This window comes from Bacteroides sp. MSSM.1001136sp1_RTP21357st2_D2_RTP21359_211015, assembly GCF_040913205.1.
Classification (GTDB): domain Bacteria; phylum Bacteroidota; class Bacteroidia; order Bacteroidales; family Bacteroidaceae; genus Bacteroides; species Bacteroides ovatus.
This window is the reverse complement of the sequence record NZ_JBDFVF010000018.1, coordinates 108,801-123,468: the sequence shown is the minus strand read 5'-3', so window position 1 is coordinate 123,468 and position 14,668 is coordinate 108,801. Positions and strand designations below refer to the sequence as shown.

The window sequence follows — 14,668 nt, the reverse complement described above, 5'->3', positions numbered from 1 at the left end:
CGCTTATAAATTGTAATTACTATGACTACACCGTTATCCAACCAGATTATCCGTGAAATCACTCCTTTATCAGATAAGGATTGCTTTTACATTGCGGAGCGTTATAAAACGGAATTCACTTATCCTATACACAACCACTCCGAGTTTGAATTGAATTTCACCGAAAAGGCTGCCGGAGTAAGGCGGATTGTAGGAGACTCTTCCGAAGTGATAGGTGATTATGATTTGGTGTTGATAACAGGAAAAGACTTGGAGCACGTCTGGGAACAGAACGAGTGCCGTTCGAAAGAGATACGGGAGATTACGATTCAGTTTTCTTCCGATCTTTTCTTCAAGAGCTTTATCAATAAGAATCAGTTCGACTCTATCCGCCGGATGCTGGATAAAGCACAAAAAGGGCTTTGTTTCCCGATGTCCGCCATACTCAAAATATATCCGTTGCTGGATACGCTTGCTTCAGAGAAGCAAGGATTTTATGCGGTCATTAAATTTATGACGATCTTGTATGAACTTTCTCTCTTTGAGGAAGAGGCACGTACCTTGTCCAGTTCGTCTTTTGCCAAGATAGATATTCATTCGGACAGCCGGCGTGTGCAGAAAGTGCAGGAGTACATCAATACACATTATCAGGAAGAAATACGTCTGGGGCAGTTGGCCGATATGGTGGGGATGACGGATGTGTCATTCAGCCGCTTCTTCAAGCTGCGTACAGGCAAGAATCTTTCCGATTATATCATTGATATTCGGCTGGGCTTTGCTTCCCGGTTGTTGGTAGATTCTACAATGTCTATTGCCGAGATTTGTTATGAGTGCGGTTTTAATAACCTTTCCAATTTCAACCGGATCTTCAAGAAGAAAAAGAGTTGTTCGCCTAAAGAGTTTCGCGAGAACTACCGGAAGAAAAAGAAACTGATTTAGTGTATTCATCCTTATGAACTAATTCGCCGAATACGGAGAATTAGGTTTCGATATGCATAAAATTAATCGTCTGACGGTTGTTATCTTTTCGTCTGACTACTGTTGAACTTTCGTCTGACAATTGTCAGACGAAAGTTCAACAGTAGTCAGACGATTAATTTTATGCATAATGAGAGATAAAAGAGTGAAGTTCCGGTCTTAAATTTGCTTATAAACAAGTTAAACTAATAGCGTAAGTGATTGATAATACGTTTGTAACATCTTGTCATCATCTTGCAACGACTCTTTCAATAGATTGTATTTATTTCGTCTTATAGTTGTAATGCTCACCCTCTATCTTTGCCGACGTAATTAAAACGTAGAGCAAAGTTAGATGAAAAAACTATTTCTTATCCGATTTTCAGTGGCGGCTTTCTTTTGCCTGTTGTGTGTACTTCCTGCATTGGCTGCCAATATCAAGATTAAAGGAGCTGTGAAAGACAAACTATCCAAGGAACCCTTGATAGGAGCTACGATACGTTTGCTCGGAACTCAAGCCGGAGCAGTGACCGATATGGAGGGCAATTTTGAATTGAACAGCATGGGCGTTCTGGAAGGTATGTATGACGTTGAGATAAAATATGTAGGCTACAAGACAGAAGTGCGCCGTAAAGTGCGTGTGGAGAATGGAAAACTGGTGATACTGAATCTGGAGTTGGAAACCGATGCACAGGAACTTGCCGATGTGGTAGTTGTAGCTAAGAAGAATAGGGAAAATGAGAATATGCTGTTGCTCGAACAGCAAAAAGCAGTCATTGCCGTACAATCTGTGGGTGTCAGGGAGCTTTCCCGCAAGGGTGTTTCGGATGCAGAAGGTGCTGTGACGAAAGTTGCCGGAGTGTCTAAACAAGACGGAGTGAAAAATGTCTTTGTCCGTGGATTGGGAGACCGCTACAATGCAACTACTTTTAATGGATTTGCTCTTCCTTCCGAAGATCCGGAATATAAGAATATCTCTCTTGATTTCTTCGGTACGGATATTATTCAGTCTGTAGGTGTAAAGAAAGCATTCAACGCGGGAGGCAGCAGCGATGTCGGAGGGGCAACCATTGATATTGTATCCAAAGAACTAATTGGTAGCGGTAATCTGGGATTCGGCATTTCCGGTGGCTTGAATACACAAACGGTAGCAGCCGATTTTCTGAAACAGGATGGAGTGAACTTCATGGGCTTTGCCAATCGTACCGAACCTGCCGATGAAAACTTATGGAACTTCAGAAATAAGTTAGACCCTTCCGCTCAACATTTTCAAATCAACCGGAGTTACAGTATTTCTGGAGGTAAACGATTCTATGTCGGAAAAGGCAAAAATCCGCTTTCTTTCTTCCTGACCGCCGGACATACGACGGATTATCAGTATACGGATGAAATCATACGTAATACAACTACCAGCGGTACAGTCTACAAAGATATGAATGGTAAGAAGTATGCGGAGAATATCAGTCAGCTGGCACTTGCCAATGTGGATTACGATATGCAGAACCGTCATCACATCAGTTATAATTTGATGATGATTCATGCCAATACCCAGTCGGTGGGCGATTACAACGGTAAGAACTCGATTTTTAGTGACGACTATGAAAACCTCGGATTCACCCGTCGCCAACAAACAAATGACAATATGCTGATCGTTAACCAACTGATGACTAACTGGGGATTGACCAAATCATTAAGTCTCGATGCAGGTGCTTCCTATAATATGGTGAAAGGGTATGAACCGGATCGTCGTATCAATAACCTGACTAAAGCGGAAGACGGCTATACGTTGCTAAGGGGCAACTCACAACAGCGCTACTTCTCAACTTTAGATGAAGACGACTTGAATGTAAAAGCAGGCTTGGTCTATCGTCTGAAAGATAATATAGAAGAAATTTCGAATGTCCGTTTCGGATATACAGGCCGATTCGTAGATGATAACTTCAAAGCTACAGAGTATAACCTGACCGTAGGACATGTTTCTAGCATTTCTTCTTTGGACGACTTATCGCTTGACGATTATTATAACCAAGAAAACTTTGCTTCCGACTGGTTCAAGATACAGAAGAACTTAGATGAATATACCGTAAAAAAGAATATCCATTCCGCTTATGCCGAAGCTACCTACCAGTTTACTCCCCGTTGGATTGTGAATCTGGGAATGAAATACGACAAGGTAGATATTGAAGTGGATTACAATGTGAATCGTGGAGGCTCTAAAGGAAACAATACCATCCAAAAAGATTATTTCCTGCCCAGCTTGAATCTCAAATACAATCTGAATGATAAAAACTCGCTTCGTCTGGGAGCTAGTAAAACATATACGCTTCCGCAGGCAAAGGAAATATCTCCTTACCGTTATGTCGGCGTGAACTTCAACAGTCAGGGTAACCCCAATCTGAAACCTTCGGATCATTATAACCTTGATCTGAAGTGGGACTTTAATCCCACTCCGACCGAGTTGATTTCTCTCACAGCTTTCTATAAATTGATTAAGAATCCAATATCCCGCATCGAAGTGGCAAGCGCCGGAGGTTATCTTTCTTATGAGAATATAGCGGATAAGGCAACCGTGGCAGGAGTGGAAGTAGAAATACGTAAGAATCTGTTTGTCCGTCCGGTGAGTAATGCTGCGCACGGAATGAATAAACTCTCTTTGGGATTGAATGGCTCTTATATCTACACGAATGCAAAAATGCCTTTGGCAACGGTTACCACCGGCTCGCAACTGGAAGGAGCTGCACCGTGGATTGTCAATTTCGACCTCTCGCATAACTTCACGAAGGGAGAACGCAGTTTTGTCAATACATTGGTACTTAATTATGTGAGTGATAAGATATATACCATTGGCACACAGGGTTATCAGGATATGATGGAGCAGGGAGTACTGACACTGGATTTTGTGTCCCAAGCCAAACTGAACAAGCATCTTTCCTTTAACCTGAAAGCCCGCAACCTGCTGAATCCCTCTTATAAGTTAAGCCGCAAAGCGAACGAAAACGGGGAAAAGGTGATACTGAATGATTATAAGAAAGGAATAAATATAAGCCTGGGAGTGTCGTGTACATTCTAAACCGGGTGATGAAATAAGATTATTAACTAATAATGAAAGCAAAATGAAAAGATTGTTTGTGAACTTTATGACGTTTGCCGTTATGGCAACAGCACTTACATTGACTGCATGTAGCAGTGATAGTGACGGAGACGGTGATGGTAACGGAGATGGTGGAAACAACGGTGGGACCGGTAGCTCTATTGTTGTGGGCGAAAATATCCTGTCCGGCACGCTGACCGGAGAACAGACACTGGAAGCTAAGGAATATATTCTGAACGGAACGGTAGTTATTGAAAATGGAGGCCGTCTGAATATCCCTGCCGGAACAACGATTAAGGCTCGCGAAGGTTTCAGCAGTTATCTGCTGGTAGCACAAGGCGGTAAACTTTATGCTGACGGTACAGCTGATAAACCGATTGTTTTCACTGCCAATTCAACAACCCCTACATCCGGCTATTGGGGAGGAATCATTATCAATGGTAAAGCTCCGATTTCCGGTTCGAACGCCAATAAGAGTGATATAGGTCTGACGGAAATCGACAACAACTATAAATACGGTGGTAATGTCGATAATGACAATTCCGGTTCACTGACTTATGTGAAAATCTGCTATGCCGGTGCCCGCTCTACTGCCGATATCGAGCACAACGGATTGACACTGAACGGTGTTGGAAACGGTACCAAGATCGAGAATATCTACATTCTTGAGAGCGCGGATGATGCCGTCGAATTCTTTGGCGGTACGGTGAATGTAACCAACTTGTTGGCTGTGAACCCGGATGATGACATGTTCGACTTCACTCAAGGATATTCCGGTAAATTGAAAAACTGCTATGGCGTTTGGGAAAGCGGTTATACCAGTACGGAAGCAGATCCGCGCGGCATTGAAGCAGATGGTAACTTGGATGGTGACTATTCGGATCATTTACGTCAGTCGGATTTTACGGTTGAAAATATGACAATCGTAAATAATGCTGCCAATACAACGGATAATGTAGACCGTATGCAAGATGTGATTAAAATCCGTCGTGGAGCAAAAGCTACGATCACCAATGCCCTTGTCAAAGGTTCAGGCGGTACAATCGATTTGATTGATATGAATGACAGTAAAGATGCAGGAAATGCTGCTTCCAGCATCAGCATCACCCATACATTGAACTTTAAGAATAAGCTGAACGGTACATTGAATACATTTACCGAGCCAACTACGAATACAGGTGCAGATGCATCCCTGTTCACTTGGAGCGGATATAATTTCTCTTCCTTATAAATAAGATATAGAGTAGCAAAGTGTATCTTTTTTAATAGGAGGTATGGGAGAATTTGTAACAAACAGATTCTCCCATATTCTATTTATTTGTTTTCGTAATCTTCTTTTAGCTTTTTTATTTGCTCCTTTATGGTATCAGTGATTACCTTTTTCGTATATTTGTCAACCTATTATTTTACAACGATACAAAATATGCAAACAGACAACGAGCGATACAAAAAAATGGCTTCTCTTGCACAAATCGGATGGTGGGAAGTAGATTTAACGGCAGGATATTATTTATGTTCCGATTATCTTTCTGATCTTTTGGGATTGGACGGCGACACCATCTCTACTTCGGATTTTCTAAACCTGATACGTGAAGATTATCGCAAGCAGATTGCCCAGGAGTTCCGGGCAAATTCTTCTATCCATAAGGACTTTTACGAACAAACTTTCCCGATTCATTCAAAATATGGTGAGGTTTGGCTGCATACCCGTCTGGCTTTTCGTGAGAAGGGTACGGGTGTTGATGGAGGTGATAAGTCCTTCGGAATAATCCAGCGCGTTGAGGCTCCCAAGGAAGAAGATCAAAGGGATGCATTAAGGCGTGTGAATGATTTGCTTTGTCGTCAGAATTTTGTTTCACAATCGTTGCTTCGTTTCCTACGTGATGAGGCAGTAGAATCTTGTATCGCAGATATTTTAAGAGATATTCTGAATCTTTATAATGGAAAAGGTCGTGTTTATATTTTTGAATACGACGAAATTTATGCCCATCATAGTTGTATCTACGAAGTTGTTTCTGAAGGAGTATCAGCAGAGATAGACAATCTGCAGGACATGCCTGCCAGTGAGTCAAAATGGTGGAGTGAACAGATATTATCGGGCAAGCCGATTATTTTAAATACACTGGAGCAGTTATTAGAAGAGGCTCCTGATGAATATCAGATTCTTGTAGTTCAGGGAATCAAATCGTTAATGGTGACTCCTTTGATGACAGGCGACCGCGTTTGGGGATATATGGGGATTGATTTGGTTGAGACTTACCATGACTGGAGTAATGAAGATTTTCAATGGTTCTCCTCATTGGGAAATATTATAAATATCTGTATCGAGTTGCGTAAAACTAAGGACAAGGTAATCCGTGAACAGACTTTCCTAAATAATCTGTTTCATTTTATGCCGATGGGATATATACGTATGTCCATTATCCGTGACGAGAATAATAAACCTTGTGATTATCGGGTGACGGATGCGAATGAGGTCAGTTCAACCTTCTTCGGGCTTCCTTTGGAGTCGTATATTGGTTCTTTGGCATCTGAAAAGCATCCTGACTATCTCCAAAAACTTAATTTTCTGGAAGAAATACTGGATAGTAATTCTTATAGGGAGAAAGATGAATATTTTCCAAGAACGGAACGGTATACACATTGGGTTATTTATTCTCCCGGAAAAGATGAAATAGTCGGTTTGTTCCTCGATTCTACAGGATCGGTACAAGCTAACCGAGCATTGGACCGTAGCGAGAAGCTCTTTCAGAACATATTTGCTAATATTCCGGCAGGAGTAGAGATCTACGATAAGGATGGCTATTTGATAGACCTGAATAATAAGGATTTGGAGATATTCGGTGTAGTGAATAAGTCGGATGTGATCGGAGTTAACTTCTTTGATAATCCGAATGTGCCGCAGAACATACGTGATCGTGTACGGAATGAAGATTTAGTAGATTTTAGGCTTAATTATTCTTTTGAACAGGCGGAAGGATATTATGAGACAAATCGTTCTAATGCGATAGAACTGTATTCGAAGGTTAGTAAATTGTATGATAATGAGGGCAACTTCAGCGGATATATATTAATAAGTATTGATAATACCGAACGGATTGATGCAATGAATCGTATCCGTGATTTTGAGAATTTCTTCCTGATGATATCCGATTATGCAAAAGTAGGTTATGCCAAGTTGAATCTCTTGAATCGCAAAGGATATGCTATAAAACAGTGGTATAAGAATTTAGGTGAGGAGGAAGATACGCTTTTGGATGAGGTTGTGGGTGTTTATACCCAAATGCACCCTGAAGACCGTAAGCGTTTCCTTGATTTTTATGATGAAGTCAGAGACGGAAAAAGAAGGCATTTTCAGGGTGAGATGCGTATTCGTCGTCCCGGAACGAAGAATGAATGGAATTGGGTGAGTAGTAATGTGATGGTCACTAATTATAAACCGGAGGAAAATGAAATAGAAATCATCGGTATCAATTATGACATTACAGAATTGAAGGAGACTGAAGCCGAATTGATTCAGGCACGCGATAAAGCAGAGATGATGGATCGTTTGAAAAGTGCTTTCCTTGCCAATATGAGCCATGAAATCCGTACGCCGCTGAATGCCATTGTCGGTTTCTCCGATTTGTTGGTGGAAACTGAAGAGTTGTCAGAACGTCAGGAGTATATTAAGATTGTACGTGAGAATAATGATCTTTTGTTGCAATTAATTTCAGATATACTCGATTTGTCGAAGATTGAAGCGGGTACATTTGAGTTTACCAACGGAGATGTAGATGTAAATCTGTTATGTGAGGATATTGTCCGCTCTATGGGGATGAAAGCGAAAGAAGAGGTGGAACTGGTACTTGATAATCACCTTCCGGTTTGTCATGTCATTAGTGACCGTAACCGTATACATCAGGTGATCTCTAATTTTGTTAACAATGCAATGAAATTTACCTCTGAAGGTAGTATTCATGTGGGATATAAACTAAAAGATGGCGAATTGGAATTCTATGTTGAAGATACAGGCATCGGTATTGAAAAAGAGCAGTTGCCACATATCTTTGAGCGTTTCGTGAAGCTTAATTCTTTTGTACACGGTACAGGATTGGGACTTTCTATCTGTCAGAGCATCGTTGAACAATTAGGTGGGCGGATTGGTGTTGATTCTGAAAAAGGAAAAGGATCAAGGTTTTGGTTTACTATTCCCGGGGTGATCGTGACGGAAGAGGTGGGCTGTGCCCGGTAGAGTGGTAATGAGGCAGGTGAATATCTTCCTTCCTCATTAATAAAAGTGGGTTTTATATAAAAGAGACGGTCTTGGTTTTGATGTCGATTGATACTGACATGAAACCAAGACCGTTTCTTTGGTGAAAAGGTGTAGTCCGTTTAAATTCCGAACGACAGTTTATCGATGGATTGATATACGATACTTGCGATACCCAGTCCGATAATACCTAGCGTGCAAAGTGCCAGTCCCCATTTTGTGCAACGGTCGCTGCGAAAAGTAGGAATCGGGTTGTCGGAAGGAATGATATACATTGCTTTTACAATCAATAGATAGTAATACAACGAAATCACTGTATTTACCAATGCGATGAATACCAGCAAGTGGAAACCTGCATCGAAAGCAGCCATGAAGATAAAAAACTTAGAGAAGAATCCGGCAAACGGAGGGATGCCTGCCAATGAGAACAGAGACAGAGTCATCAAGAGAGCGATTTTGGGATTCGTTTTATAAAGTCCTGCGTAATCTTCGAGCGTGAATTTCTGACTGCGTAATGCCACGATAGTGATAACGGCAAATACTCCGAGGTTGGCGGCAGCGTACACTAATACATAATATACCAATGCCGTCATGCCTTGTGCCGTACCACCGATAACGCCTAACATAATGTATCCCGCTTGCGAAATACTGGAGAACGCCATCAAACGTTTAAGGTTCTGCTGACGGACAGCAAATATATTGGCAATCGTGATAGAAGCGATGGTTACCCAATAAAGTACTTCCTGCCAGTCATTAATCATTGGAGCGAATACTTTGATAAGGACAGCCAATAATACAAATGCTGCCGATCCTTTTGATATAACACTCAAATAAGCGGTAACTGCACTCGGAGCACCTTCGTAAACGTCTGCTGTCCATAAGTGGAACGGAACCAGTGATAACTTGAATGCCATTCCTGTGAAGAAGAATACAAATGCCATGATCTGTAACGGATTTCCGTCGATATGGGCAGGGAGGTCATCGAAATAAAGAGTCCCGGCAGAACCATAGATCATGGACAGACCAAATAACAGCAATGCACTGGAGAAAAGAGCTGTCAGAATGTATTTGGCACCTGCTTCGGCAGAGTTGTGACGGTATTTATCGAAGGCAATCAATGCTGCCATCGGAATAGAAGCTGTTTCGAGTCCGATGAAGAACATCAGGAAATGTCCGGCGGAAATCATGAGGTACATACCAAACAAGGTAGAGAGTGTAAGTACATAGAATTCTCCTTGCTTGAATGAAGTATCTTCTCTTTTCATCCATTCGTGCGCCATCAGGAAAACAATCAGTGTGCCGACGTTCAGGATGGATTTAACCACTGTGTGCATCGGTACATAATGATACATACCGCCGAATGCATCGGCAGCAGTCCCCGGAATTAAGTTGATAGCTGTATGGATAGCCATCAGAATAACGGGCAACATTGTGTTCAGGCGTGCTTTCCCACCATTTTTGTGTGCATCCGGACTCATGAAGAGGTCAGCTAGAAATAGCAGCAGTAGGACAGCTATGAGCGACAGCTCTTCTCGCATATATAGAAATTGTGAATAATCCATATTTACAAATTAATTATTAAAGATTAAAAATTAAAGGTTATGGAATCAGTTGTGAGACTACGGGGAGTACACTTTCACCAATCATGTGGCTAACCCAGAAAGGAGCCATACCTAGTCCGGCTACACAAACGATGAGGCAGATAACGGCTACACGTTCGTCCCAAGTCGCATCAGTCAGTTCGAGATGATGTTTGTTGGTGCAGGTTCCGTATAGAATTTTACCTACCAGACGCAGAATGTAGACTGCAGTAATCACAATCGAAGAACAAGCGATGATAGTCAGTACACGGTGGAACTGGTCGTTGTTCTGGAAAGAGCCGACGAAAATAGTCATTTCAGCAATAAAACCACTTAATCCCGGCAGACCGAGGTTGGCAAGACCGGCAATTACATAACATACACTAAGGAACGGCATCACTTTCATTAAGCCGGCAAGCTCGCGAACGTCACGTGTGTGTGTACGTCCATAAATCATACCGATAAGAGCAAAGAATAAGGCTGTCATCAATCCGTGTGAAAGCATCTGAAGGATAGCTCCTGTTGCTGCTGTCTGATTCAGCATCAGAATAGCGAAAAGAACCAGTCCGCAGTGAGATACGGATGAATAAGCATTAATATATTTCAAGTCGGTCTGTACGCAAGCGGAGAATGCACCGTAAACTACAGAGATACCTGTCAATATCAGGAATATCCATGAAAGTTCGTTAGCAGCTTCCGGCATCAGATACATGGCGATACGAAAACATCCGTAACCTCCCAGTTTCATCAATACTCCGGCATGAAGCATAGATACGGCAGTCGGGGCGGAAGCGTGACCGTCAGGGCTCCATGTATGGAACGGGAAAAGGGCACCTAATACACCGAAACCAAGGAAAGTCAGCGGGAACCAGATGCATTGCTGTGCAAAAGGTATGTTGTGCAACTGTGCGATTTCAAGAAGATTCATGGTCGTTGCTCCCGAACCAAAATAGATTCCGAGAATACCGATCAGCAGGAAGGCAGAACCACCCATCAACATGAGGGTCAGCTTCATGGCTGCATATTCTTTACGTCCTGATCCCCATACACCAATCAACAGGTACATCGGTATCAATGCGATTTCGTAGAACATGAACATGGTGAATAAATCGACGGATATAAAGAATCCGAATACTCCCATAGACAATAGGGTGAACCAGAGGAAATATTCTTTTGTCAGCGGTTGCAGACGCCAGGAAGCGAATGTACCGGTGAACACAATGACAGCGGACAATAACAACATGGCTACCGAAATTCCGTCAACACCTACTGAATAGGATATGTGAAGCGGGGCATACCAAAGCGTATCTGCACGGAAAAGCATTTCTGCCGTGTTTCCGGCACTACGCTCTCCCAGATACAGGAATGTAAGTACGACGGAGGCAATCAGAAGTGCCGATGCGCCAGTAACCATAACCCCTCGGATGGCTTTGATTCCTCGTGCTGCCCAGAGTCCGGCCAGCATCAATAAGGGGATAAGTACGAATATTGATAAGAAATTCATATCGTTCTGTGCTTTATAAGATTAATAGTAGGATAAGTGCCAGTGCACCGCAAAGGAATACGTATGCATATTGTTGTACCTGACCGCTCTGCAAACCACGGATCTCGTCGCTTGTTGTGTTGGTTGCCCATGCCAGGAAATCAAAGAATCCATCCACTACATGACGGTCGAACCATGCGATAGGAGTAGAGATGCAGCGGAAGATAATCTTATGCGTGATAAACTGGTATATATCGTCAATATAGAAGCGGTTATAAGCAGCCTTGTGCAGACCTTTGAACTGTTTTTCCAATGAATCGGCAACTGGTTGTTTGGCATTCTTGTACATCCATGTAGCGATTGCAATCGAAATAATCGCAATGACAACGCTCGTAATAGCCACCGACGGATCGAGATGGATAGAATAAGATTCACCATTCGAACTGATGAAGTGTCCGAAAGGAATAAATCCGGCTCCACAAGTTACTACTGCCAGGAACATCAGCGGGAAAGTCATAGCCAGCGGACTTTCATGTGGTGTGTGGTGTGCGTGGAGTTCTTTGTTTTCCTTGCCCCAGAAAATACCGTAGTACAGACGGAACATATAGAAAGCAGTCATCGCAGCAATTACTGTCATTACCCATCCCATTACAGGGCTGTATTGGAAGCAAGCAGCCAGAATTTCATCTTTCGAGAAGAAGCCCGAGAACGGAGGAATACCGGCAATAGCAAGACAAGCAATCAGGAATGTCCAGTGAGTGATCGGCATATATTTGCGTAAACCTCCCATCGCGGACATTTCGTTAGAATGTACAGCATGAATGATACTACCTGCACCGAGGAAGAGCAATGCCTTAAACATAGCATGTGTGAAGAGGTGGAACATGGAAGCCATGTAGCCCAAACCTCCTTCGTGAGGATCCATGGAAGTACAAACACCCAGAGCTACCATCATGAAACCAATCTGTGAAATGGTAGAGAAAGCCAGTACGCGTTTAATATCTGATTGTACGCAAGCCACACTTGCTGCATAGAATGCGGTGAATGCACCTACCCAAGCAACCATGTGCAACGTATTCGGTGCATAGGCAATGAAAAGCGGGAACATACGTGCCACCAAATATACACCGGCAACGACCATTGTAGCCGCATGAATCAATGCACTGACCGGAGTAGGACCTTCCATTGCATCCGGCAACCAGATATGCAACGGGAACATGGCACTTTTACCGGCACCACCGACAAACATCAATCCGAGAGCCAACGGGAGCATAGAAGCTCCACCGCTTATCAAGGATACCGTGTCCGGGGTAAATCCGAATGTACCACCATAATATCCGTAAATCAGGATACCGATCAGGAAACCCAAATCAGCAAAGCGAGTAACAATAAACGCTTTCTTGGAAGCAGCGATGGCAGCCGGTTTTGTATAATAAAAACCGATTAGCAGGTAAGAACTTACCCCCACCAGTTCCCAGAAAAGGTACATCTGGAAGATGTTGGTTGCAACGACCAATCCCAGCATAGACATGGTAAACAGGGATAGGAAAGCGTAATAGCGTTGAAAACCGACTTCTCCTTTCATGTAACCGAAAGAGTAGATATGTACCATCAGTGACACGGTAGAGATAACAATCAACATCATTACTGATATAGGATCGAGCAGGATGCCCAAATCAAAGTGTAAGGTCTCTGTAAAAGGAAGCCACGTGAAGTTGTAAGGTATCAGTGTGGCGAATGTTCCGTCTTCCAGTCGTGGAGCCGAGAAATATTGGATAGCTGTAACGTAGGATAGTACCGCTACTGCTCCCAGTATCAGCGTGCCAATTGTGCCCGCTGTCCGGTGGGACATCCATTTACCTCCGATTCCCAGTATGAGAAAGGAGAAGAAAGGAAGAAGGAGTATTAGAATTGTTAGTTCCATACAGTTTTATTTTTATTACTTGATTTATTATTATTTGTTCTTGGTGAGAAACAAATCACCACTTCAGCTCGTCCAAGTTGCGCACTTGGATGCTTCGGAGATTACGATAAATGTTAATCATGATGGCGATGGCTACTGCAGTTTCCGCAGCCGAGATGGCGATGGAAAAGAGTGCAAAGAAATAGCCTTCCATTCCCTCCGGAAAGAGAAAACGGTTGAACACGGCAAAGTTGATGTCCGTGGCATTCAGCATTAACTCTACAGAAATCAGGATAGCCAGTGTGTTCCGGCGGGTAAAGAATCCATAGATTCCTGCAAACATCATGATGGTAGAAACTACCAGATAATATTCCATGTGTATCATATTCGAACTCTATTTTGATAGTTAATACTTGTTTATCTCTTACGTGCAATTATGATACCACCGATGATACAAGCCAGCAACAGGATGCTGACAGCTTCGAAAGGTAATATATAACCGTATTTGTCGCTACTAAGCAAAGCGTTCCCGATAGCATGAATGTTGATCTCGTGCGGGGCAAGATTAGCCGTCTGCATGAAATTATGTTTCAACGTGATAGTCAGGATAATTGCTAAACCGGCAATCATGGTAATGAGCCCGGCCAGGAGCTTACTTCGTTTTGCTTTCTCGGCGCGATCACCTTCTCCGCTGGTCAACAGGATGGAGAATACATAAAGAACGACGATACCACCGGCATAAACCATTATCTGAACAGAGCCCAGGAAGGTGTAACCCAGCAAAAAATAGATGCCGGCCGTGCCGAAGAGCACGAAGAGCAGGTAGGTAGCCGAGCGTACGATACGTTGGGTAGTCACCGTCATGATGGACATTGCAATAATAAATGCTGCCAAAAAGTAGAATACTACTGTTTCAAGTGTTGATCCCATATCTAAACTTCTTTTTTCTTTTCTATTACTTTACTACCGTCATGATTTAATTTCAGGACAAGTTTCGTCCGGTCGAAGACTGCATGTTCGAAGTTCTGGTCGAACGTGATGGCATCGTGCGGACAAGCATTGACACAGAGCTGGCAGAACATACAGGCGCCCAAATCATATTCATAGGTTGCCAGGATTTTCTTTTTCTTTCCATCTTCTGTTTCGACGGTTTCGCTGGTCACTTTGATGGTATCGTTCGGACAAGCCATTTGACACAGTCCGCAAGCTACACAGCGATGTTCATTATTCTCATTGTGGGGCATATTCAGCGTACCACGGAAACGGTCGAACATTTTCAGCTCTTTCCGGTTTTCGGGATATTGCTCGGTCACTTTCTTACGGAAGTATACCTTGATGCTGGTTTTCATACCCGTTGCCAGTGTGCTGATGCCGTGCACCAGACCACCTAAGTACGTATATTTTTTATCTTTATATTCCATAA

General features: G+C 42.8%; 10 protein-coding genes. 4 read left to right on the top strand and 6 right to left on the bottom strand.

Annotated features, from left to right (window positions below; all coding sequences use genetic code 11):
- The first annotated feature begins 21 nt into the window (after positions 1-21).
- From AB5217_RS13110 to AB5217_RS13095, 4 genes are all read left to right on the top strand, one after another.
- Positions 22-918: an AraC family transcriptional regulator gene (locus AB5217_RS13110; RefSeq protein ID WP_004301439.1), complete on the top strand. Its 897-nt coding sequence runs from the start codon at positions 22-24 to the stop codon at positions 916-918.
- Positions 919-1,291: 373 nt separating this feature from the next.
- Positions 1,292-4,006: a TonB-dependent receptor gene (locus tag AB5217_RS13105; protein WP_032843052.1), complete on the top strand. Its 2,715-nt coding sequence runs from the start codon at positions 1,292-1,294 to the stop codon at positions 4,004-4,006.
- A gap of 43 nt (positions 4,007-4,049) precedes the next feature.
- Positions 4,050-5,258: a hypothetical protein gene (locus tag AB5217_RS13100; protein WP_032843053.1), complete on the top strand. Its 1,209-nt coding sequence runs from the start codon at positions 4,050-4,052 to the stop codon at positions 5,256-5,258.
- 192 nt (positions 5,259-5,450) lie between these two features.
- Positions 5,451-8,261, top strand: coding sequence for an ATP-binding protein (locus tag AB5217_RS13095; protein ID WP_032843054.1), 2,811 nt, complete (start codon positions 5,451-5,453; stop codon positions 8,259-8,261).
- 140 nt (positions 8,262-8,401) lie between these two features.
- On the opposite strand, the gene AB5217_RS13090 is transcribed toward AB5217_RS13095, so the two are convergent.
- Genes AB5217_RS13090 through AB5217_RS13065 form a run of 6 tightly spaced genes read right to left on the bottom strand, consistent with a single transcriptional unit; the run spans position 8,402 to position 14,666 of the window.
- The gene (locus AB5217_RS13090; RefSeq protein WP_032843055.1) at positions 8,402-9,841 is read right to left on the bottom strand and encodes an NADH-quinone oxidoreductase subunit N; all 1,440 of its coding nucleotides are present in this window, start codon (positions 9,839-9,841) and stop codon (positions 8,402-8,404) included.
- Positions 9,842-9,878: 37 nt separating this feature from the next.
- Entirely contained in the window at positions 9,879-11,363 is a 1,485-nt protein-coding gene (locus AB5217_RS13085) for a NuoM family protein (protein WP_004305342.1), read from the bottom strand.
- Positions 11,364-11,376: 13 nt separating this feature from the next.
- Positions 11,377-13,266 (bottom strand): NADH-quinone oxidoreductase subunit L, encoded by a 1,890-nt coding sequence (nuoL, locus tag AB5217_RS13080; protein ID WP_004305340.1) that lies wholly within the window; start codon positions 13,264-13,266, stop codon positions 11,377-11,379.
- Positions 13,267-13,321: 55 nt separating this feature from the next.
- On the bottom strand, positions 13,322-13,630 hold the full coding sequence (gene nuoK / locus AB5217_RS13075) for an NADH-quinone oxidoreductase subunit NuoK (RefSeq protein WP_004301460.1): 309 nt from the start codon (positions 13,628-13,630) through the stop codon (positions 13,322-13,324).
- A 32-nt stretch (positions 13,631-13,662) separates the two neighbouring features.
- Positions 13,663-14,175, bottom strand: coding sequence for an NADH-quinone oxidoreductase subunit J (locus tag AB5217_RS13070; RefSeq protein ID WP_004301461.1), 513 nt, complete (start codon positions 14,173-14,175; stop codon positions 13,663-13,665).
- Positions 14,176-14,177: 2 nt separating this feature from the next.
- The gene (locus AB5217_RS13065) at positions 14,178-14,666 is read right to left on the bottom strand and encodes a 4Fe-4S binding protein (protein ID WP_004305338.1); all 489 of its coding nucleotides are present in this window, start codon (positions 14,664-14,666) and stop codon (positions 14,178-14,180) included.
- Between the last annotated feature and the right edge of the window lie 2 nt (positions 14,667-14,668).

Coding starts and splice junctions, on each gene's coding strand:
- AB5217_RS13100 (WP_032843053.1), top strand. CDS start 4,050: ATGAAAAGATTGTTTGTGAACTTTATGACGTTTGCCGTTATGGCAACA.
- nuoK (WP_004301460.1), bottom strand. CDS start 13,630: ATGATACACATGGAATATTATCTGGTAGTTTCTACCATCATGATGTTT.
- AB5217_RS13085 (WP_004305342.1), bottom strand. CDS start 11,363: ATGAATTTCTTATCAATATTCGTACTTATCCCCTTATTGATGCTGGCC.
- nuoL (WP_004305340.1), bottom strand. CDS start 13,266: ATGGAACTAACAATTCTAATACTCCTTCTTCCTTTCTTCTCCTTTCTC.
- AB5217_RS13095 (WP_032843054.1), top strand. CDS start 5,451: ATGCAAACAGACAACGAGCGATACAAAAAAATGGCTTCTCTTGCACAA.
- AB5217_RS13110 (WP_004301439.1), top strand. CDS start 22: ATGACTACACCGTTATCCAACCAGATTATCCGTGAAATCACTCCTTTA.
- AB5217_RS13065 (WP_004305338.1), bottom strand. CDS start 14,666: ATGGAATATAAAGATAAAAAATATACGTACTTAGGTGGTCTGGTGCAC.
- AB5217_RS13090 (WP_032843055.1), bottom strand. CDS start 9,841: ATGGATTATTCACAATTTCTATATATGCGAGAAGAGCTGTCGCTCATA.
- AB5217_RS13105 (WP_032843052.1), top strand. CDS start 1,292: ATGAAAAAACTATTTCTTATCCGATTTTCAGTGGCGGCTTTCTTTTGC.
- AB5217_RS13070 (WP_004301461.1), bottom strand. CDS start 14,175: ATGGGATCAACACTTGAAACAGTAGTATTCTACTTTTTGGCAGCATTT.